20 protein-coding genes, 1 other RNA gene, 2 pseudogenes and 1 riboswitch are annotated in these 19660 nt (G+C 67.0%); of the genes and pseudogenes, 17 read left to right on the plus strand and 6 right to left on the minus strand.

Going from position 1 to position 19660, the window contains the following annotated elements:
• The first annotated feature begins 2 nt into the window (after nt 1-2).
• The 9 genes and pseudogenes from CF70_RS33475 to CF70_RS33510 all read left to right on the plus strand — a co-directional run bounded on the left by CF70_RS33475 (nt 3) and on the right by CF70_RS33510 (nt 8384).
• A complete protein-coding gene (locus CF70_RS33475; protein WP_035876019.1) occupies nt 3-869 on the plus strand; it encodes an FAD binding domain-containing protein in 867 nt (288 codons plus the stop codon).
• A 44-nt stretch (nt 870-913) separates the two neighbouring features.
• Nucleotides 914-1432, plus strand: coding sequence for a (2Fe-2S)-binding protein (locus CF70_RS33480; protein WP_035876022.1), 519 nt, complete (start codon nt 914-916; stop codon nt 1430-1432).
• Between the two features lie 58 nt (nt 1433-1490).
• Nucleotides 1491-3893: an aerobic carbon-monoxide dehydrogenase large subunit gene (locus CF70_RS33485; RefSeq protein WP_235185315.1), complete on the plus strand. Its 2403-nt coding sequence runs from the start codon at nt 1491-1493 to the stop codon at nt 3891-3893.
• Nucleotides 3894-3960: 67 nt separating this feature from the next.
• Entirely contained in the window at nt 3961-4554 is a 594-nt protein-coding gene (locus tag CF70_RS33490; RefSeq protein ID WP_035876028.1) for an SRPBCC family protein, read from the plus strand.
• A 19-nt stretch (nt 4555-4573) separates the two neighbouring features.
• Nucleotides 4574-5467 carry an AAA family ATPase gene (locus CF70_RS33495; RefSeq protein WP_035876127.1) on the plus strand — a complete coding sequence of 298 codons (894 nt, stop codon included), beginning with the start codon at nt 4574-4576 and terminating at the stop codon, nt 5465-5467.
• A pseudogene (locus tag CF70_RS38525) lies at nt 5461-6096 on the plus strand (carbon monoxide dehydrogenase); the annotation flags it as partial. The gene CF70_RS33495 and the pseudogene CF70_RS38525, both read left to right, overlap by 7 nt.
• 7 nt (nt 6097-6103) lie before the next feature.
• Nucleotides 6104-6664 carry a VWA domain-containing protein gene (locus CF70_RS38530; RefSeq protein WP_235185320.1) on the plus strand — a complete coding sequence of 187 codons (561 nt, stop codon included), beginning with the start codon at nt 6104-6106 and terminating at the stop codon, nt 6662-6664.
• Nucleotides 6665-6684: 20 nt separating this feature from the next.
• The gene (locus CF70_RS33505; protein ID WP_035876031.1) at nt 6685-7728 is read left to right on the plus strand and encodes an XdhC family protein; all 1044 of its coding nucleotides are present in this window, start codon (nt 6685-6687) and stop codon (nt 7726-7728) included.
• On the plus strand, nt 7725-8384 hold the full coding sequence (locus tag CF70_RS33510) for a nucleotidyltransferase family protein (protein WP_235185316.1): 660 nt from the start codon (nt 7725-7727) through the stop codon (nt 8382-8384). Before CF70_RS33505 ends, CF70_RS33510 begins: the two co-directional genes overlap by 4 nt.
• A gap of 78 nt (nt 8385-8462) precedes the next feature.
• On the opposite strand, the gene CF70_RS33515 is transcribed toward CF70_RS33510, so the two are convergent.
• The 6 genes from CF70_RS33515 to CF70_RS33535 all read right to left on the minus strand — a co-directional run bounded on the left by CF70_RS33515 (nt 8463) and on the right by CF70_RS33535 (nt 12101).
• On the minus strand, nt 8463-9164 hold the full coding sequence (locus CF70_RS33515) for an SIMPL domain-containing protein (protein ID WP_035876034.1): 702 nt from the start codon (nt 9162-9164) through the stop codon (nt 8463-8465).
• 120 nt (nt 9165-9284) lie between these two features.
• Nucleotides 9285-10097 (minus strand): sulfite exporter TauE/SafE family protein, encoded by an 813-nt coding sequence (locus tag CF70_RS33520; RefSeq protein ID WP_035876037.1) that lies wholly within the window; start codon nt 10095-10097, stop codon nt 9285-9287.
• A gap of 155 nt (nt 10098-10252) precedes the next feature.
• A complete protein-coding gene (locus CF70_RS33525) occupies nt 10253-10747 on the minus strand; it encodes an EVE domain-containing protein (protein WP_035876040.1) in 495 nt (164 codons plus the stop codon).
• Nucleotides 10748-10949: 202 nt separating this feature from the next.
• A non-coding RNA gene (ssrS, locus tag CF70_RS34275) (6S RNA) lies at nt 10950-11160 on the minus strand.
• 285 nt (nt 11161-11445) lie between these two features.
• Complete coding sequence (locus CF70_RS33530; RefSeq protein WP_035876043.1) at nt 11446-11787, minus strand: cell division protein ZapA; 342 nt, start codon at nt 11785-11787, stop codon at nt 11446-11448.
• Complete coding sequence (locus CF70_RS33535; RefSeq protein ID WP_035876046.1) at nt 11784-12101, minus strand: hypothetical protein; 318 nt, start codon at nt 12099-12101, stop codon at nt 11784-11786. The genes CF70_RS33530 and CF70_RS33535 overlap by 4 nt, the downstream gene beginning before the upstream one ends.
• A 209-nt stretch (nt 12102-12310) precedes the next feature.
• Nucleotides 12311-12554, plus strand: a riboswitch (cobalamin riboswitch).
• Between the two features lie 95 nt (nt 12555-12649).
• On the opposite strand from CF70_RS33535, the gene CF70_RS33540 reads away from it, so the two are divergent.
• The 8 genes and pseudogenes from CF70_RS33540 (at nt 12650) to cobC (ending at nt 19596) form a co-directional block, all read left to right on the plus strand.
• A complete protein-coding gene (locus CF70_RS33540) occupies nt 12650-14611 on the plus strand; it encodes a TonB-dependent receptor plug domain-containing protein (protein WP_035876049.1) in 1962 nt (653 codons plus the stop codon).
• A gap of 15 nt (nt 14612-14626) precedes the next feature.
• A complete protein-coding gene (locus tag CF70_RS33545; RefSeq protein WP_035876052.1) occupies nt 14627-15625 on the plus strand; it encodes a FecCD family ABC transporter permease in 999 nt (332 codons plus the stop codon).
• Between the two features lie 5 nt (nt 15626-15630).
• On the plus strand, nt 15631-16246 hold a 616-nt coding region (locus CF70_RS33550; RefSeq protein ID WP_235185317.1), incomplete at its 3' end, for an ABC transporter ATP-binding protein.
• A 1-nt stretch (nt 16247) separates the two neighbouring features.
• Nucleotides 16248-16497 (plus strand): annotated as a pseudogene (locus tag CF70_RS38535) (ABC transporter ATP-binding protein); the annotation flags it as partial.
• Entirely contained in the window at nt 16490-17131 is a 642-nt protein-coding gene (gene cobO / locus CF70_RS33555; RefSeq protein WP_035876058.1) for a cob(I)yrinic acid a,c-diamide adenosyltransferase, read from the plus strand. The pseudogene CF70_RS38535 and the gene cobO, both read left to right, overlap by 8 nt.
• Before the next feature lie 71 nt (nt 17132-17202).
• Entirely contained in the window at nt 17203-18243 is a 1041-nt protein-coding gene (gene cobT, locus CF70_RS33560) for a nicotinate-nucleotide--dimethylbenzimidazole phosphoribosyltransferase (RefSeq protein ID WP_035876133.1), read from the plus strand.
• 28 nt (nt 18244-18271) lie between these two features.
• A complete protein-coding gene (locus CF70_RS33565) occupies nt 18272-19036 on the plus strand; it encodes an adenosylcobinamide-GDP ribazoletransferase (protein WP_035876060.1) in 765 nt (254 codons plus the stop codon).
• A complete protein-coding gene (cobC, locus tag CF70_RS33570; protein ID WP_035876063.1) occupies nt 19021-19596 on the plus strand; it encodes an alpha-ribazole phosphatase in 576 nt (191 codons plus the stop codon). Before CF70_RS33565 ends, cobC begins: the two co-directional genes overlap by 16 nt.
• Nucleotides 19597-19660 lie beyond the last annotated feature (64 nt).

Here is a 19660-nt window from a genome sequence, read left to right on the forward strand (position 1 = left end):
ATGTGATACCTCGTCCGTTCGAATATCACGTGCCGAAGACGTTGCCGGAGGCGTTCGCCTTGCTTGGAGAGTACGGCGACGACGCCAAGCTCCTTGCCGGCGGCCACAGCCTGCTGCCCATGATGAAGCTGCGCTTCGCCGAGCCCGGCCACCTGATCGACCTGGGCAAGCTGGCGGAACTCAAGGGCATTCGCGAGGACGGCGGCGAGATCCGCATTGGTGCCATGACGACCGAGAACGAGCTGATCTGGTCGGCGTTGTTGCAGGAGAAATGTCCTCTGCTGGTCGAAGGCGCGCGCCAGATCGCGGACCCGCAGGTGCGCTACCGGGGCACGCTCGGCGGCGACATCTCGCACGGCGATCCGGGCAACGATCATCCGGCGCTGATGATTGCGCTGGACGCCTCGTTCGTGCTCGCGGGCAAGCTTGCCGAACGCGTGGTGCCGGCCGACGGCTTCTTTCTCGGCACCTACATGACGCTGCTCGAAGCAGACGAGATCCTGACCGAAATCCGCATTCCGGTGCCGGCCACGGGCAGCGGCAATTGCTACGCCAAGCTCAAGCGCAAATCCGGCGACTTCGCCACCGCCGCCACGGCGGTGATGCTGCGCATGCGCGGCGAGACCGTGGAGGATGTGCGCATCGCGCTGACCAATGTCGCGCCGACCGCCCTCAGGGCCAGCGACGCAGAGCAATACCTGCGCGGCAAACCGCTCGACGATGCCGCCATTGCCGAGGCCGCGCGGCTGGCGATGGCCATCTGCGACCCGGCCGGGGACCTGCGCGGTGACGTCGAATACAAGACGGCGATGGCGGGTGAGATGACGCAGCGCGCGCTGCGCGTTGCTTATTCGCGCGCCGCGCACTGAACTGGCGGTACGGTAAGCCGATAAGCAGGTTCCGGAGGCACGACATGAGCAAGAAGACGATGGTGTCGTTCAGGCTGAACGGCAAGGACACGGACGTGGTGGTCGAGCCGCGCGAGCTGCTGATCCACACGTTGCGGGAGCGGTGCCTGCACACTGGCCCGCACATCGGCTGCGAGACTTCGCATTGCGGCGCCTGCACGGTCGACATGAACGGTATGTCGGTCAAGGCCTGCACGGTGCTGACGGTGCAGGCGGAGGGCGCGGACCTGCTGACCGTGGAAGGCATGGCGCAAGGCGGCGAGCTGCACGCGCTGCAGGAAGCCTTCATGCAGGAGCACGCGCTGCAATGCGGCTTCTGCACGCCCGGCATGCTGATCCGCGCGCACCGGCTGCTGCAGGAGATCCCCGACCCGAGCGAGGAGGAGATCCGCTACTGGATGGCCGGCAACCTTTGCCGCTGCACGGGCTACCAGAACATCGTGAAAGCCGTGCAGTACGCCGCGCGCAAGCTGCGCGGCGAGGCGGTCCAGACCTCGCATCCGCTGATGGGCGAGACGCGGTGATCGCGCCGTCATCCGACATCGACGCAACGGAGAGCAACGGAGAAGCATGATGGGAAATATGAATGCCGAATCCGAGCGCGTGGCCGCGCTGGAAGGCATGGGTTGTTCGCGCAAGCGCCGCGAGGATCCGCGCTTCCTGCAGGGCAAGGGCACCTATGTCGATGACATCAAGATGCCGGGCATGCTGTTCGGCGTGATGGTGCGCAGCCCGTACGCGCATGCACGCGTGAAGAAGATCGACAAATCGCGCGCGCTCGCGCATCCCGGCGTGCATGCGGTGTTGACCGCCGACGACCTGAAACCGCTCAAGCTGCACTGGATGCCGACGCTGGCCGGCGACGTGCAGGCAGTGCTGGCCGACGAGAAGGTCTGCTTCCAGAACCAGGAGGTGGCGTTCGTCGTGGCGGACGACCGCTATGTCGCGGCCGATGCCGCGGAACTGGTGGAAGTGGAATACGAGGAACTGCCCGCGCTGGTCGATCCGCTGCAAGCCCTGGCGCCGGACGCGCCGGTGATCCGCGAGGACATCCGCGACAAGCAGGTGGGCGCGCATGGCGCGCGCAGGCATCCCAATCACATCTTTACGTGGAATATCGGCGACAAGGACAAGACCGACCGCGCGTTCGACAACGCCGAAGTCACCGTGACGCAGGACATGCTGTATCCCCGCGTGCATCCGTGCCCGCTGGAGACGTGCGGCTGCGTGGCGTCCTACGACAAGGCGCGCGGGGACCTCACGGTCTACATCACCTCGCAGGCGCCGCATGTGGTGCGTACGGTGGTTGGCCTGCTGTCCGCTATCCCGGAGTCGAAGATCCGCATCATCTCGCCGGATATCGGCGGTGGCTTCGGCAACAAGGTTGGCGTGTATCCCGGCTATGTCGCCTCCATTGTGGCATCGATCGTGCTCGGGCGGCCGGTCAAGTGGATCGAATCGCGCGCGGAGAATCTCAGCACCACCGCGTTTGCCCGCGACTATCACATGAAGGGCGAACTCGCCGCGGACAGCGACGGACGCATCAAGGCACTGCGCGTGCATGTCGTCGCGGATCATGGCGCCTTCGACGCGTGCGCCGACCCCACCAAGTGGCCGGCGGGCATGTTCCATGTGTGTACCGGTTCCTACGCGATCCCCAACGCCTTCGTCTCGGTCGATGGCGTCTACACCAACAAGTTTCCTGGCGGCGTGGCCTACCGCTGCTCGTTCCGGGTCACCGAGGCGGTCTACCTGATCGAGCGCATGCTCGACGTGCTGGCCCTGAAGCTCGGCATCGACAAGACCGAACTGCGGCTGCGCAATTTCATACGAAAGGATCAGTTCCCGTATCTCACGCCGCTGGGGCTTGAGTACGATTCCGGCGATTACGAAACCGCGCTGCGCAAGGTACTGGACGCCGTCGACTATCCCGCGCTGCGCGCCGAGCAGGCAGCGCAGCGGGCTGACAAGCAGGCCGAGTGGCTGATGGGCATCGGTGTCAGCACCTTTACCGAGATTGTCGGCGCGGGGCCGTCGAAGTCGTGCGACATCCTCGGCATCGGCATGTTCGATTCGTGCGAGATCCGCGTGCATCCGGACGGCTCGGCCATCGCCCGGATGGGCACGATCACGCAGGGGCAGGGCCACCAGACGACTTACGCGCAGATCATTGCTTCGGAGGCCGGCATCCCGGCATCGGTGATCCAGGTGGAGGAGGGCGATACGTCCACCGCGCCGTACGGCCTTGGCACCTACGGCTCGCGCTCCACGCCGGTTGCCGGCGCGGCGGTGGCGCGGGCGGCGCGCAAGATACGCGAGAAGGCCCGGCTGATCGCCGCGCACCTGTTCGAGGTCAGCCCGGACGATGTCGAGTTCGACCTGGACCGCTTTGCCCTGAAGGGTTCGCCTGGACAGTTCAAGACCTTGAAGGAAGTCGCATGGGCCGCCTACAACAACGTGCCGGAAGGTATGGAAATGGGGCTGGAAGCGGTGGACTACTACGATCCGCCCAACTTCACCTTCCCGTTCGGCGCCTACGTTTGCGTGCTCGATATCAACCGCTACTCGGGCGAGACGCGGGTGCGCCGCTTCTACGCGCTGGATGACTGCGGCACGCGCATCAACCCGATGATCATCGAAGGGCAGATCCACGGCGGGCTGACGGAGGGCTTCGCCGTGGCGATGGGGCAGGAGATGCCCTACGACGAAGCCGGCAACCTGCTGGGCGCCACGCTGATGGACTACTTCATCCCGACCGCGATCGAAACGCCGCACTGGGATACCGATTTCACTGTCACGCCGTCGCCGCATCACCCTATTGGCGCGAAGGGCGTGGCCGAATCGCCGCACGTCGGCTCGATCCCGTGCTTCACCTCGGCGGTGGTCGATGCCTTCGCGCACCTGGGTGTCACGCATATGAACATGCCGCACAGCGCCTATCGCGTCTGGCAGCAAAGCCGCGCGCTCGGGCTGGCGGAGCGCTGACGCCAGGAGCCCGCCATCGCGCCGCGTCCGGTGGCCGGCGGCGGCTCACGAACTCGAGGAAAGTCTGATGAAAGTCGTACTCGAAAAGGTATTTCCGCTGGCATCCACGGTCGATGCCGCGTGGCATTCCCTGCGGGACGTCGAGGCCGTGGCTGCGTGCATGCCGGGCGCGACGATCACCGAGCGCGTGGATGCCACGCACTACAAGGGGACGATTGTCGTGCGGCTCGGCCCCGCCACGATGTCGTTCAAGGGCGATATCGAAGTGCTTGGCCTCGATCCGGCCGCACGAAGCCTGCATCTGGCCGGCAAGGGCGCGGATTCCACGGGCTCGTCCGCCGCGTCGATGGACCTGCTCGCGACCGTGCGGGCGGCAGGCGCGGCATGCGAGCTGGCCGGCAGGAGCGAGGTGACGATGAGCGGGAAGGCGGCCGCGTTTGGCGGGCGGATGATGAACGCGGCGGGGGACCAGATCCTCAAGCAATTCGCCGCCAATTTCGCGGCGCTTGTGCAGGCGCCGCAGGCACAGCCCGCTGCGGATGCCGCCGATGCCCCCGTGCCGGAGGCGGCCGCGCCGCAAGCCGGGTTGAACGGCCTGGCGCTTGCCTGGGCCATGCTGCGCGACTGGGTGCGCGGGATATTTGCCCGCAAGGCCACCTGACCGGATGCCCGAGCCCGCCATGACCACCGGCCGCATGAACGACGTGATATCGCTGCAGCAGCGCCTGGAGCGGCACGGCTATATCGCCGAGCGCAGCTTCGCGGCGACCCTGCTGCTGACCATGGAGATGCGCCGTCCGCTGTTGCTGGAGGGCGAGGCGGGCGTCGGCAAGACCGAGGTCGCGAAAGCGCTCGCGCGCTTGCTGGACACGCGCCTGATCCGCCTGCAGTGCTATGAGGGGCTGGACGCGCATTCGGCGCTCTACGAGTGGAACTACCAGCACCAGTTGCTGGCGATCAAGCTGCTTGAGCAGGACGAACGCCCGGTCCCGGACAAGGAGCAGGACATCTTCTCCGAGCGCTACTTGTTGAAGCGGCCATTGCTGGAGGCGATCACCACGACGCCGGCGCCGGTGCTGCTGATCGACGAGATAGACCGCACGGACGAAGCGTTCGAAGCGTACTTGCTGGAGCTGCTGTCGGACTTCCAGATGTCGATCCCGGAGCTCGGCGTGATCCGCGCGGCGGAGCGTCCCTTCGTGATCCTGACCTCGAACGGCACGCGCGAGATCTCCGATGCGCTGCGCCGCCGCTGCCTGTACCAGTACGTGGACTATCCGAGCTTCGACAAGGAACTGCTGATCGTGCGCATGCAGGTGCCGGAAGTGCCGGAGAAGCTCGCGCGCCAGGTCGTCGAGTTCGTGCAGGCCGTGCGGCAGATGGATATGCAGAAGCGGCCCGGCCTTGCCGAGACGCTCGACTGGGTGTCGGCCCTGCTTCGGCTGGGCATCGGCGCGCTCGACCCCGGCGGCGCCGAGCGGATCATGGATTCCCTGTCCGCCCTCGTCAAGACGCGCGCGGACCAGGCCGGGCTGACCCGTCCGGTCGTGGAAAAGCTGGCTGCAGCATGCTGACCGCCATCCCTTGCACCGACGAACAGGCGCCTGCGCAAAGCCTCGGCGCCATGCTCGAATCCCGCTACGCCGGGTTCGCGGGATGGCTGCGCGCCAACGGCTTTGGCATCACCAGCAGCGAGATGGCCGCCGCGATGGAGGTGGCGCAGCGCATGGGGCAGATGGATAGCCAGCTGCTGCGCTGGAGCCTGCGCGCTCTGTTGTGCTCGCGTGCCGAGGAATGGCGCCGCTTCGATGAACTGTTCGACGCCTACTTCCTCAGGCCGAACCGGCGCGCGCTGGTGCGGGCCCATGCGGGCGGCGCTGGCCGCATGACGCGGCAGCGCGAGGGCGGCCAGCCTGACGACAGCGAAGGCACGCCGCTGGCACCCGGTGGCTATGGCAACGACACAACCGGTATGGGCAGCGCGGCCGCGCGCGGCGTCTCGGACGAGGCCTCGCTCGCCCACGCGGATTTTCGCCATCTCAACCAGCCCGATGCACTGTTCGCCATCGACGAGGCGATGCGGCGCTTCGCGCAGCGGCTGCGCGGCATACAGACACGCCGCGAACGCCGCGCCGTTTCCGGCCGCGTGATCGACATGCCGTCGACGATCCGGCGCAGCGTGTCGCGCGGCGGGCCCCCCCCCNCTGGACCTGGCTTGGCGGCGGCCGCAGCGGCAGCGTCCCCGCATCGTGCTGCTGCTGGATGTGAGCCGCTCGATGAGCCTGTACAGCTTCTTCTTTCTCCGGCTTGCACGGGTGTTGAGCGCGCGCGTTTCCGACGTGCATTGCTTCATCTTCCATACGCGGCTGGTGGGCATCGCGCAGGCGCTGCGCGATCCGGATCCCTGGCGCTCGCAGGAGCGGCTGGCGCTTCTGTCGGCGGGGTGGGCGGGCGGCACGCGCATTGGCGAAAGCCTGGACGAATTCAACCGGCAGCATGCGGCGGCGCTGCTGCACTCGCGCACCGCTGTCGTCATCGTCAGCGACGGCTACGATGCCGGCGCGCCGGCGTTGCTGCGGCAGTCGCTGCACAGGATCCGGCGGCGTTGCCGCACGCTGGTCTGGCTCAATCCGCTCGTCGGCCAGCCCGGCTTTACGCCGGCCAGCGCCGGCATGTTGGCTGCGCTGCCGTATATCGACCTGCTGGCCGGCGCGCGCGATCTCGCAAGTCTTCAGCAAGTGCTGCCACAAGTGCTGTCCATTCTGCAATGAAGCAATGAAGCAATGACGCAATGAACGACGATACTCTCCTGCAACTAGAGCAACGGCTGATCGAAGCCTCGCTGCCGTTCGCCGTTACCACCGTAATACGGGCGCAGCCGCCTACTTCGGCCTGGGTGGGCGCGCAGGCGCTGGTGGAAGCCGATGGCGCGTTGCACGGCTGGATTGGCGGCGGCTGTTCCCGCGCCATCGTGATCCAGGCCGCGCTGGAGGCGATCCGTTCGGGGCAGCCCAAGCTGCTTCGCATCAGCAACGCGCCCGCGGCGCCGGAGGCGGATGTGGAAAACCACGCCATGCCGTGCGCGAGCAACGGCACCATCGAACTGTTCATCCAGCCGACGCTGCCGCCGCCCGTGGTGCTGGTGCTTGGCGCGACGCCCACCGCGCTGGAGGCCTGCGTGCTCGCGCAGCGCATGGGGCTGAGCGTTGCCGCCGCGGCGAAGGTAACCGTGCCGCTCGCCGCGCTTGGCTTGCCGCGTGTCATCGAAGGCTTCGACGATGCGGCCTTTGCATTGCTGGGTCCGCAACTGGTCCTGGTGGCCACTCAGGGCGACGGGGACGAGGAGGCCCTGGAAGCCGCCATGCGCAGCCCTGCAGCGGCGGTCCTGCTGGTAGCCAGCCAGCGCAAGGCGGACAAGCTGCGCGAGGCCATGCGCGCGCGCGGCATCGCCCCGGAACGGCTGGCCGCGCTGCATGCGCCGGCCGGACCCTGTATCCATGCGCGGACCCCGCAGGAGATCGCGCTGGGCGCGGTCGCGGGACTGGTGATGCTGCGCCGCCTGCTGGAGCAGGAGCGGGCGGCCGAGGTGTCGGGCGCGGGGACGGCCGACAAGCTGCCCGTGGTGCGTCCGTGCGAGTCGATGGCATCGGTCGATCTGATGCCGGTGCGCTACGTGAACCCGGTCTGCGGGATGGAGATCGATATCGCTTCGGCGAAGTATGTTGTCGACTACGGCGGGCAGCGCCTGTATTTCTGCTGCGACGGCTGCAAGGTGGAATTCGAGCGCGAGCCGGGCAAGTACCTGGCGATCGCGCGGCAGCGGGAAACGACATGAACGACATGAACGACATGAGCGAGACTGCGACCGCGCTGCCTGCCTTCTCGGCGGTCGTGCTGGCCGCCGGCATGTCATCGAGGATGGGGGACAGGCACAAGCTGCTGCTGCCGGTGGCAGGGCAACCCGCGGTCAGGCGTACCGTGTGCGCCGTGCTTGCGGCGGGACCGCAAGAGCTTGTCGTGGTGACGGGCTTCCAGGGCCGCGCGGTGATCGAAGCGCTTGAGGACCTGCCAGTCGGCTTCCAGCCCAATCCGCGCTACGAGGAGGGCCAGATGACCTCGGTGGCCGCCGGCGTCGCCGCGCTGCGGCTGCCGTGCAGCGTGGTGCTGGTTTGCCTGGCCGACCAGGTCTTGCTGGAGGCCGGCGATTACCGGGAGCTGGTGGGCGCCTTCGGCGCCATGCCGCGCGGCTCGATCCTGGTCCCGGTATTCGCGGGGCAGCGCGGCAACCCGGTCGCCTTTTCCGCCAGCTATGCTGCCGAGGTGGTGGCGGGGCACGTCAATCCCGGCTGCCGCAAACTGATCGCCGACCATCCGGACGAAGTCTTCGTCCATGAAGCCAGCCACGACCGCTTCACCACCGACATGGATACCCCGGAGGACTACGCCCGCGTCGTGGAGCGGCTGCGCGTTGGCAGCACGGCTTGCGCATAGGAAAACGGGCCTCTCCCGCTGCGTGGAAGAGGCCCGTTTGACCCGTGTGTGGTGCGTCCTGGTCCGGACGCGCGGGATCTACTTCAGCATCTGCACCGAACCGTTCACCGTCACCGTGACCTGGGCCTTGCCGCCCTCTACCGGCACCGGCGCGGAATCGGCCATCATGGCCTTGGCCGCGTACATGCGCGGCATCGGCTGCACGGCGCCGGCTTCGCTCACCTGGACTTCACGGATGGTGTAGCTGCCGTAGCCGAACAGTTTGGTGGTGGCCTGCGCTTTTTCACGGAAGGAGGCCACGGCCTGCTCGGTCAGCTTGGCCTCGGCGGCGTGGCGGGCTTCGCGCGACAGCGAGAAGCTGATGTTCTGCACCTGCATCTGGCCGGCGAGCTGGCCCGCGAGCTTGGACACCGCGGAGAAATCGCGCGACTCCAGAATCACCTCGGCGCGGCCGCGCCAGGTGCTGATGCGCCCGTTCTTGTCGTTGGACGGATAGATGGTGAAGCCGCCCGATTGCGCCTGCACGCCGCTGGTCCGCTTCGCCTGGGCAATCACTTCCTGCGTCTTCGCCGACAGCGACGAGGAAATCGCGCCGGGCTCGGCGCCTTCCTGTTCGGCTGCCAGCGTCATGTGCACCACGTCGGTGGGTACCTCGGTGGCAGCCTGGGCGGACAGCGACAGCACGCCGGCGGGCGCCGGGTCGTGGGTCGGGCCGCCGCCCTGGGCGGAGGCAACCATGGCGGTGGTACCCAGCAGCGTGGCGGCAAGCAGTTGTTTCATCAGGATTCTCCCTTTCTTGGCGATGCAAATCAGACGCGCGGCCGAGGTGATCGTTCCGTTACCTTGCGATCGACGTTGTATCTACATGTATCCGCTGTGGTGCACCGCCCGAGCAGCCGCTCAGAACGCGTGCCAGGCTTTCCACAGCATATAGGCCGCAAGACTGAACAGCAGGCAGGCGAAGACCTTCTTGAGTTGCCCGACATCCATGCGGTGCGCGGTGCGCGCGCCCAGCGGCGCGGTCAGCACGCTGGCCACGGCGATCACCGCCAGCGCCGGCAGATAGATGTAGCCGAGCGAACCCGCCGGGAGCCCGCCCTGGCCCAGCCCGCTCCATACATAGCCGATCACGCTCGCCACGGCGATGGGAAAGCCGAGCGCGGCCGAGGTGGCCACGGCGTTGTGGATAGGCACGTTGCACCAGGTCATGAACGGCACCGAGACAAATCCGCCGCCCGCACCGACCAGGCTGGACAGGAAGCCGATCACCCCGCCGGCGCCCAGCATGCCCGGCGTGCCGGGGAGCTGCCGGTGCGGAGCGGGCTTGCGGTTGCGCAGCATTTGCCACGCGGAGAAACCGACAAATACCGCGAACAGCAGCGACAGCCAGCTCGTCTTGAGCACCGCGAAGACCTTGCCGCCCCCGATCATGCCGCCGATCAGGATGCCCGGGGCCAGCGCGAGCACCAGTTTCCAGCGCACCATGCCGCGCTTGTGATGGGCACGTACCGAGGACAGCGAAGTGAACAGGATGGTCGCCATGGAAGTGGCGATCGCCATATGGACGATGGCCTCATGCGGGAATGCCATGGCGGTGAACAGCAGCGTGAGGAAGGGCACCATCAGCATGCCGCCGCCGACGCCGAGCAAGCCGGCGCAGAAACCGGTGAAGGCGCCGAGCAGCAACAGCCCGGGAATCAGGGAAAAACTCATGATGCGGAATCGGCCTTATTGGTGTTGTAGTTATGTAGTCGGCAGCCATTGTGGCATGCCGCCTGTGTGACCGTCAGTGCCACCCGCCATGGCGTGCGGCCGGCCCCCCCNCGTGCGGCTGCCGCCGCACCGCATCTTTGAAGCGTTTCAGCCCATCAGCGCATCAGCTTCGTGGTAATGAAACGCCATTCGGCCGGCGTCACCGGCGTGATCGACAAGCGGTTGCCGCGGCGTAGCACGGCCATGTCCGCCAGTTCCTCGTGCGCGCGCAGGTCGGCCAGCGAGATCAGCGGGCCCTTGCCGGCAAAGCGCACGTCGACCAGCATCCAGCGCGGCGCATCGGGCTTGGCGGCGGCATCGTAGTAGTCGCTCTTCGGGTCGAACTGGGTGGGATCGGGATAGGGCTGCGAGCTGACTTCGGCCAGCCCGGCAATGCCGGGCTGCGGGCAGGAGGAGTGATAGAACAGCACGCCGTCGCCGATGCGCATGGCGTCGCGCATGAAGTTGCGTGCCTGGTAATTGCGCACGCCGGTCCATGGCAAGGTGCCACGCTCGGCCAGGGTATCGATGCTGGCCTCGTCGGGTTCCGATTTCATCAGCCAGTACTGGCGGGCGCGCGTGGTGGCATTGGCTTGCGTGGATCGGCTCATGGGCAGGCAGGGCAGGCGTGACGTTGGCGACAGCGCTATGGTGCAGCAAGCCCGGCCAAAAGAAAACCGTTTGCCCGACGCGGGCCGGCGTGGGCCCGCATCAGCAAGGAAGCGGGGGCAGGGCGGAAGAGGGAAACATGGCGGCGCAAGAAAGCGCGGCACAAAAGGAAAAGGCGGTGGTTAAAAAACCACCGCCTTTAGAGGGGTCCCCGCCTCGGCCGCTGGATCGGCATCCTGAACCCAAGTGAGGTTCAGAGTGGCTGCGGAAGCCGCATTTCGGGTACATCACTGTTTCAGGGAGTCCAGACTGCGACTATGAACCAAGCGACGCGCTCGCCCACACGGCATAATCCCGCACCAACAAATGCTTATCGGTTCAAGGAATATGATCCTGACGAACCAGGCAGGGAAACTGTCAAACGTCTGACCTTTATTGCTCTACCGAACACAACGGCTCCGGGAGGGCTGTCAGACGTTTGCCGTTTCGAACTTGGATGGGATGAAAACGGCGGTCAGGCGCGATAACCCGACCTAAGGTGCCGCAACTATGTGGCTTGGTGCGGCTTGGCTCCACTATACACCGCACCGCTTTCCATACCAAGCCCGTCGTTGCGTGTCGTTACATTTTGCTGACGCGCGCGGCATGTCGGGCACATCGCGGCTCCCCTGTGCCGTGCGGTACACCGCCTGCGGCGTGTTCAGCTGCGCGGCGCGGGCGCATTGGTACCCACGTGCGCGTACTGCCGCAGGGCTTCGTCCGCGCGTTCGTTGAGTTCGCGAATGCGCGCGCGCACGGCATCCACGGGAATCGCGCCGTCCTCCTGCTGCTTGCGCTTGAGCGAGAGCAGGTCGGAGGCGATGCTGATGGCGGCCATCACGGCAACGCGTTCCACGCCTTTGGCGGACACGCCGCCCTTGAGGCGGGTCATCTGGTCGTCTACCAGTGCCACGGCTTCCAGCAGCGCGGCTTCATTGTCGGGCGAAATGGCGAAGCGGTATGACTGGCCGGCAATGTTCACTTCGACTTGCTTGTTGCTCATGCGTTTTCTCCGGAAGCCTTGTGATCGGCGCGGCTGGCCGCCTCGCCTTCACCAAGCAGGTCGAGCTGGCGGGCGTCGCTGGCGGTGGGCAGCTTGTCGAGGATCGACTGGATGCGCAACTGCGCTTCCTCGATCTTGATATTGAGCAGCTCGCGGTCAGCCGCCATGGCTTCGCGGTCGCCACGCAGCAGGCTGGCCTCGGCCTGCAGGCGTTCGATCTCCTCGCGCAGCCGCTGGTTCTCCGCCGCAAGGGTATCGGCATGGTGCAGCACACGCCCGATCTTGGCGGCGAGTTGTTCGAGTTCGGTGAGCATAGAGCCTGTCATATCTAGGGTCTCGGGTTTTGGGATTTTAGCCCAAGCGCTATCGTGCGGACGGCGAACGCAGGTGTGTGTGACCGGGCCTGCGCGCTGAAGTTGCATGCATCGTCGCTTAACGGCATTCCGGGCGACGGCTTTATGCCTGTTTTCAGGCGCTTTGCCACGGATTTCCCGCGGCATTGACGCTTGCCCCGAAACTGCCTACACTCGCGCACGTTCCAGGTGCTCGTAATCCTATTCACTACAGGGTTGCAGTTCAACGGGAAACAGGGAGCCAGCCGCCGCCGCCAGGGTGGAGCCGTGCCAACCTGTGCTGCCCCCGCAACGGTAAGCGACCGCGATCGCAAGATCGCAAGGCCGACCCACAAGCCACTGATCCGCAAGGTTCGGGAAGGCGGTCGGACTGGTGTCGCCAGCCCGGATACCGGCCTGGATGAGAGTGCGCTGCCTTTTGCTGTCTTTTTGCGGGAACCGGCGGCGTGCTTCGTCGCCAGACGGTCCGCGGGGGAACGGACCAGGCAGATCTCTCCCACAATCGCATCATGCGCTCATCGTCCTACAGGTCGAGCCGTCCGGCATTGCCGGCGCGCCGCCACACCGCCCCCGTTTTCGTCTCCCGGCAACTGCCCGCCGCGCTTGCCGCCTTGCTTGCCGTGAGCGCGCCTGGCATCGCCATGGCCCAGTCCGCCGGCCAATCCGCCTCGCAGCTCGCGGCCGATGCGCAACTAGACCCGGTGGTGGTCACTGCCACGCGCACTGTCCAGCCGTTGACCGAGGCACTGCCGCATACCACCGTGGTGACCCAGCAGGACATCGTCAACTCGCAAGCCATCGACCTGCGCTCGCTGCTGCGCACGCAGGCCGGCGTGGAGTTTGCCGCCAACGGCGGCCTGGGTGCCAATACCAGCCTGTTCATGCGCGGGGCCAACTCCAACCAGACGCTGATCCTGATCGACGGCGTGCGGATCTCGGCGGCCAGCAGCGGCACGGCCCAGCTCTCGAATATCCTGCCCGACCAGATCGACCATATCGAGATCGTGCGCGGCAATGTCTCGGCGCTTTATGGCTCGGATGCGATCGGCGGCGTGGTGCAGATCTTCACCAAGAGCGGCGCGGGCCAGGCTCCCGCAGCCAACGCTCAGATCGAATACGGCAGCAACAATACGCGCCAGGGCACGGTGGGCTACGGCGGCCAGGTGGGCGATACCTCGTTCAATATCACCGGATCAGCCGTCAAGACAGACGGTTTTTCGGCGATCAATGCGGCGCAATGGAACGGTGACAATCCGGCCAAGGCAAAGAAGGGCATAGGCCCGAACCCGAACGACAACCCGTATGACAACAAGAGCGTATCGGGCCAGGTGAAGCATCGCTTCACCAGCGACTGGGACGCCGGCGTCACCGCCTACTACTCGAAGAGCAAGCTCTCCTACGACACCACGACAGGCAAACCGACCGATGTCTGGTGGATGAACAGCGAGTTGTACACCGTATCCGCCTTTGTCAACGGCAAGTTCACCCGGGACTGGACCACGCATTTCAAGATCGCGCAGAGCGGGGACAATAGCGAAAACACCCTGAACGGACTGTTCAACAGCAACTTCGACACGCGCAACCGCCAGTACACGTGGCAGAACGAATATGCGCTGGCGCCCACCCATAAGCTGCTGTTCGGCACGGAGTATGCGCAGCAGGAATTCAGCTCGAACACGTATGGCGCGCCGGGCCGCAACATCGTGTCGGTGTTCGGCGGCTACGATGGCCGGCTGGGCAAGCACCAGCTGCAGCTCAATGCGCGCAACGACCACTACTCGGATTTCGGCAGCCAGGCGAGCTATTTCGCCGGCTACGGCTATAACGTGACCGAGGCGTTCAAGCTGATCGCCAACGCCAGCAATGCCTTCCGCGCGCCCACCTTCAACGAACTGTACTATCCCAACTATGGTCAGCCCGGCATCCAGCCCGAGCGCGCCAAGTCGGTCGAGCTGGGCGCGCAGTACAGCACGGACAGCGCCGGCCTGCTGCGCGTGACCGCGTTCGAGACCCGCTACGACAACCTGATCACCGCCGCGTTGCAGCCCAACGGCTTGTTCCTGGCGCAGAATATCAACAAGGCCAAGGTGCAGGGCATTGAAGCCTCGTGGCGCGCCAGGCTGATGGGCACCGACGTGGGTGCCAGCGTGACCTTCCAGAACCCGGTGGACGAGCAGAGCAATACGCAGTTGCTGCGCCGCGCGCGCCGCCATGCCGCCTTCGACGTGGGCCGCCAGTTCGGCGCCTTCCGCCTGGGCGGGGAGTGGATCGTTTCGTCGGCCCGCCTCGATAGCGGCTCGCGTACCCTGGGCGGATACAGTATCGTCAACCTCACTGCCCGCTACAACATCGACAAGCAATGGTTCGTTGCCGCCCGCGTGGAAAACCTGTTCGACAAGAACTACCAGCTCGCCTATCCCTACAACACGCAGGGACGCGCCGGCTTTGTCACGCTGGGCTGGCGCCAGTGATGGCGGCCGCCTGAGATGCGCCGCGCGCTAGCCGTCTGGCTGATGCTTGCCGCCGCCGGGGTGGCGGTGTTCCTGCTGTCCCTGGCGGTGGGCAGCGTGCCGCTGTCGGGCACGCAGGTCTGGCAGGCGCTGTCAGGCGCCACCGACGATACCGCCGGCGCGATCGTGCGCGAGCTGCGGCTGCCGCGCGCGGCCGCCGCCTTCGCCTGCGGCGGCCTGCTGGCACTGACCGGCGCGCTGATGCAGGTGCTGCTGCGCAATCCGCTGGCCGAGCCCTATGTGCTGGGCGTCTCGGGCGGCGCGGCCACCGGCGCTCTCACCGCCATGCTGATGATGTGGCCGCTGTGGACGGTGCAGGCCGGCGCCGCGGGCGGCGCGCTGTTCTCGATGCTGCTGGTGGCCACGCTGGCCCGGCGCGACCTGCTGCACCCGCAGGTGCAGGGCGGCCACCATGAGGCCGGCTCGCGCCTGCTTCTCACCGGCGTGATCCTGGCCGCGGGCTGGGGCGCGCTGATTACCCTGATCCTGAGCGTGGCGCCCGAAGCGCGGCTGCGCGGCATGTTGTTCTGGCTGACCGGCGATCTTGGCGGTACCGCCAGCTACGGGCTCGCGCTGGGTGCCCTGGCGTTGGCCGTGCTGCTGGCGATGCCGCTGGCGCGCTCGCTCAATGCGATGCTGCTGGGCGAGACGGTAGCGCAGGCGCTGGGCGTGCGCGTCGGCGCCATACGGATGTCGGTGTTCGTGCTGGCCTCGCTGGCCATCGCGGTGGCCATCACGTCCGCCGGCTCGATCGGCTTTGTCGGCCTGGTGGTGCCGCATCTGGTGCGCCTGGCCTGGGGCAACGACCAGCGCCTGTTGTTGCCAGCCTCGGCCTTGCTCGGCGGCGCGCTGCTGATGGCCGCCGACCTGGTGGCGCGCACGGTGATCGCGCCCGCGCAGTTGCCGGTGGGCGTGATCACGGCGCTGCTGGGCGTGCCGACTTTTCTCTTCTTGCTGTTGCGCAGGCCGCGCTGATCCCCATGACGAGCTGGAACCAACCCGTCTCGCCTTGTCCGCCGCTGGTGCTGCAGTCCTTGCAACTGCGCGCCGGCAAGCGCGCCTTGCTCGATGGCCTGAGCCTGACCATGCAGGCCGGCGAACTCTGGTGCATCGTCGGCCCGAACGGCGTCGGCAAGTCCACGCTGATGTCGGTGCTGGCCGGACTGCGCAAGCCCGACGGCGGCGCGGTGTTGCTCGACGGCCGCGCGCCACTGGAGATCGCGCCGGCCGCGCTGGCGTTGCGCCGCGCCTACCTGCCGCAGGCGGTGCACGATACCTTTTCGATGTCGGTGCGCGACGCCGTGGCCGTGGGCCGCCATCCGCACCTCTCGGGCTGGGGCTGGTCCGGCCGCGAGGACGATGCGGTGGTCGCCGCGGTCATCCGCGAACTGGATCTCGATGGGCTGGCCGGGCGCGACGTGCTGACCCTGTCCGGCGGCGAGCGCCAGCGCGTCTCGCTGGCCGCCACGCTGGCGCAACAGGCGCCACTGCTGCTGCTCGACGAACCAGCCGCCCACCTGGACCTGCGCCACCAGATCATGGTGCTGGAAACCCTGGCCCGGCTGGCGCGCGCCGGCCGCCACGCCGGCGGGGGGGNGCGCGCCGGCCGCCACGCCGTCGTGGTGATCCTGCACGACCTCAACCTGGCGCGGCGCTATGCGACCCATGCCTTGCTGCTGGCCGAGGACGGCCTCTGCCTGCATGGCCCCGCGTCGGAAGTACTGACTCCCGCGTATTGCTCGCACGCGCTGCGCACGCCGATTGTCAGCGTCAGCGACGGCCACCACACCGCGCTGATTGCCGACGGCGCCACTCATCCGGAACAAGACGGAAATCGATATGACTGAACCACAGGCCAACGCCCCCTCCACGAACGAAGACGCCGCCCGCGACGAACGCCACAAGGCGCGCATGGCGCGCAAGAAGGATGTCGTGGACGCCAAGATCGCCGCGGCCCAGGACGAGCGCGGCGTCATCGTGATCACCACCGGCAACGGCAAGGGCAAGTCCAGCTCCGGGTTTGGCATGGTGGTGCGCGCGCTCGGCCACGGGATGCAGGCCGGCGTGGTGCAATTCATCAAGGGCGCGATTCCCAGCGGCGAGGAACTGTTCCTGCGGCGTTTTCCGGAGCAGTGCGCCTTCCACGTGATGGGCGAGGGCTACACCTGGGAAACCCAGGACCGCGCGCGCGATGTGGCCAAGGCCCAGGCGGCGTGGGAGGTGGCGCGCGGGCTGCTGCGCGACCCGTCGGTCGGGCTGGTGCTGCTGGACGAACTCAATATCGCGCTAAAGCTGCATTATCTCGATGTCGACACCGTGATCGCCGACCTGCGCGCGCGCCCGCCGATGCAGCATGTGGTGATCACCGGCCGTGGCGCGCCGCCCGCGCTGATCGAGGCGGCGGACACCGTGACCGACATGACGCCGGTCAAGCACGCCTTCCAGCAGGGTATCAAGGCGCAGCGCGGTGTAGAGATGTAAGGCTCCGGCCATTTGTGCCATTGGTGCCGTTGGTGCCCTTTGTCATTCAGCCAATCATTGCGACGAACATCATGCAGTTACCCTACATTGCCCCGCTCGACGCCTCCCTGCGCCCGGCGCTGCAAGCCGCCATCGATGCCAAGACCAAGCCGCTCGGCGCGCTCGGCCGGCTCGAAGACCTGGCCCTGCAGATCGGCCTGATCACCGGCAGCGGCACGCCTGAACTCAAGCGGCCGGCCGTGATCGTGTTCGCCGGCGACCACGGTGTGGCCGACGCCGGCGTGAGCGCCTATCCGGCCGAAGTGACGGCGCAGATGGTGCTCAATTTCCTGGCCGGCGGCGCGGCCATCAATGTGTTCTCGCGTCTGCACGGGCTGGCGCTGGAAGTGGTGGACGCCGGCGTGCGCGCGCCGCTGCCGTCCGCGCCCGGCCTGGTCAACTGCCGCATCGCGGCGGGCACGCGCAATTTCGCGCAAGAGCGCGCGATGACCGCGGAGCAGGTGCAGGCGGCGCTCACCGCCGGCATGGCGCGCGTGCTGCGCCACGCGCAACAGGGCAGCAACGTGATCGGCTTCGGGGAGATGGGCATCGCCAATACCTCGTCGGCCGCTTGCCTGGTGAGCCGGCTGACCGATACGCCGATCGACGATTGCATCGGCCGCGGCACCGGCCTGGACGATGCCGGCCTGGCACGCAAGCGGGCGGTGCTGGCGCAGGCGCTGGCCCTGCATGCCGATGCCGTGGAGCCGCTCGACGTACTCGCGGCATTCGGCGGTTTCGAGATCGCCATGATGACCGGCGCTTTCCTGGCCGCGGCGGCCAGCCGGATGGTGATCCTGGTCGATGGCTTTATCGCTTCGGCCGCGCTGCTGGTGGCGCAGCGCCTTGCTCCCGAGGTGCTGCAGTACTGCGTGTTCTCGCATTGCTCGCATGAGCACGGCCATCGCCGGCTGCTGGAACATTTCGGCGCGGAACCGCTGCTGGCCCTCGACCTGCGCCTGGGCGAAGGCACCGGCGCCGCGCTGGCCTATCCGCTGGTGGCCTCGGCCGCGGCCTTCCTTCGCGAGATGGCGACCTTCGGCGCGGCCGGCGTCAGCACGGCTTCCGCCTAGCGCGGCGGCAATCCTGCCACAATGGCCCATGCTCGATGAACTCCGCTATTTCCTGACCGCCGTCGGCTACTTCACGCGGGTGCCCGTGCCGCGCTGGGTTGGCTTTGCGCCGCACTACCTGAACGCGGCGGCGCGCTATTTCCCGCTGGTGGGGCTGCTGGTGGGCGCGCTCGGCGCGCTGGCGAGCTGGGGTGCACTGCAATGGTGGCCGCCCGGCGTGGCGCTGCTGCTGGGCATGGCGGTGACGCTGCTGGTGACAGGCGCCTTCCACGAAGACGGCCTGGCCGACTGCATCGATGCCTTCGGCGGCGGCTATCGGCGCGAGGATGTGCTGCGCATCATGCACGACTCGCGCATTGGCGCGTTCGGCGCTATCGCGCTGGTGGTGGCGCTGCTGCTCAAGTGGCAACTGCTGGTGGCGATTGCCGCGCGCAGTGGCATGGTGGAGCTGCTGCTGGTGCTGGTGGCCGCGCATGCGGCTAGCCGTGCGATGGCCGTGAGCTATCTTGCCACGCTGGACTACGTGCGGGCCGAGGGCAAGGCGAAGCCGGTGGCGCAGCGGCTGTCGGGTATCGGCCTGGTGTTCACGCTGCTGTGCGGTGCCTTGCCGCTGCTGCTGGTGTCGCCGTTGTTCGCCGCCGTGGTGCTGGTGGCGTTGCTGGTGCTCCGTTTTCTGCTTGGGCGTTATTACGTGCGCCGTATCGGCGGCTACACCGGCGATTGTCTCGGCATGGCGCAGCAGCTGGCCGAGTTGTTGATCTATCTCGTGGCGGCGGCATGGACCTGGTCCTGATCCGGCACGCGCGGCCTGAGGTTGCGCAGGGCGTTTGCTACGGGGCGCTCGATTTGCCGCTTGCGCAACCTGTGGCGCCCGAACCCGCTCGCATGTTGTCGGCGCTCGATGGTCTGGTGCCGCAGCGTATCGTCAGCAGCACGATGGTGCGCGCTCGCGCTACAGCCGCGCTGCTGGGGCAGGACCTCGGGCTGCCGCTCGAGACCGATGCGCGGTTGCGTGAGCTGGATTTCGGCAGGTGGGAGGGCCATGCATGGGATGCCGTGCCTCGCGCAGAGGTGGATGCGTGGGCCGCGGATTTGCTGCATGCCCGGCCCCATGGTGGCGAGACGGTGGCCGAGGCGATGGCGCGAGTGGCGGCATGGGCTGATGCGTTGCCGGCGGGGGCGCCGGATCGTTTGTGGGTAGTGGCCCATGCGGGGCCGATGCGCATGTTGGCGGCGCACTGGCTTGGCGTGCCGTTGGCCACTACGCTGGGATGGGATCTCGGTTTTGGCGCGAGTTGCCGTTTCACGCTTGGTGGCAATGTGCCGCGGTTGCGTTGGTGGAACAGGATTTGAGGGGGTGGTGGGGGCTGGCTGGCTGGCTTCAACGGCTTAAAGGCTTAAAGGCTTAAAGTCAAAG

The organism is Cupriavidus sp. SK-3 (assembly GCF_000611145.1).
GTDB lineage: Bacteria > Pseudomonadota > Gammaproteobacteria > Burkholderiales > Burkholderiaceae > Cupriavidus.

Coding starts and splice junctions, on each gene's coding strand:
- CF70_RS33480 (WP_035876022.1), top strand. CDS start 914: ATGAGCAAGAAGACGATGGTGTCGTTCAGGCTGAACGGCAAGGACACG.
- CF70_RS33485 (WP_235185315.1), top strand. CDS start 1,491: ATGAATGCCGAATCCGAGCGCGTGGCCGCGCTGGAAGGCATGGGTTGT.
- CF70_RS33490 (WP_035876028.1), top strand. CDS start 3,961: ATGAAAGTCGTACTCGAAAAGGTATTTCCGCTGGCATCCACGGTCGAT.
- CF70_RS33495 (WP_035876127.1), top strand. CDS start 4,574: ATGACCACCGGCCGCATGAACGACGTGATATCGCTGCAGCAGCGCCTG.
- CF70_RS33505 (WP_035876031.1), top strand. CDS start 6,685: ATGAACGACGATACTCTCCTGCAACTAGAGCAACGGCTGATCGAAGCC.
- CF70_RS33510 (WP_235185316.1), top strand. CDS start 7,725: ATGAACGACATGAACGACATGAGCGAGACTGCGACCGCGCTGCCTGCC.
- CF70_RS33515 (WP_035876034.1), bottom strand. CDS start 9,164: ATGAAACAACTGCTTGCCGCCACGCTGCTGGGTACCACCGCCATGGTT.
- CF70_RS33520 (WP_035876037.1), bottom strand. CDS start 10,097: ATGAGTTTTTCCCTGATTCCCGGGCTGTTGCTGCTCGGCGCCTTCACC.
- CF70_RS33525 (WP_035876040.1), bottom strand. CDS start 10,747: ATGAGCCGATCCACGCAAGCCAATGCCACCACGCGCGCCCGCCAGTAC.
- CF70_RS33530 (WP_035876043.1), bottom strand. CDS start 11,787: ATGAGCAACAAGCAAGTCGAAGTGAACATTGCCGGCCAGTCATACCGC.
- CF70_RS33535 (WP_035876046.1), bottom strand. CDS start 12,101: ATGCTCACCGAACTCGAACAACTCGCCGCCAAGATCGGGCGTGTGCTG.
- CF70_RS33540 (WP_035876049.1), top strand. CDS start 12,650: ATGCGCTCATCGTCCTACAGGTCGAGCCGTCCGGCATTGCCGGCGCGC.
- CF70_RS33545 (WP_035876052.1), top strand. CDS start 14,627: ATGCGCCGCGCGCTAGCCGTCTGGCTGATGCTTGCCGCCGCCGGGGTG.
- cobO (WP_035876058.1), top strand. CDS start 16,490: ATGACTGAACCACAGGCCAACGCCCCCTCCACGAACGAAGACGCCGCC.
- cobT (WP_035876133.1), top strand. CDS start 17,203: ATGCAGTTACCCTACATTGCCCCGCTCGACGCCTCCCTGCGCCCGGCG.
- CF70_RS33565 (WP_035876060.1), top strand. CDS start 18,272: ATGCTCGATGAACTCCGCTATTTCCTGACCGCCGTCGGCTACTTCACG.
- cobC (WP_035876063.1), top strand. CDS start 19,021: ATGGACCTGGTCCTGATCCGGCACGCGCGGCCTGAGGTTGCGCAGGGC.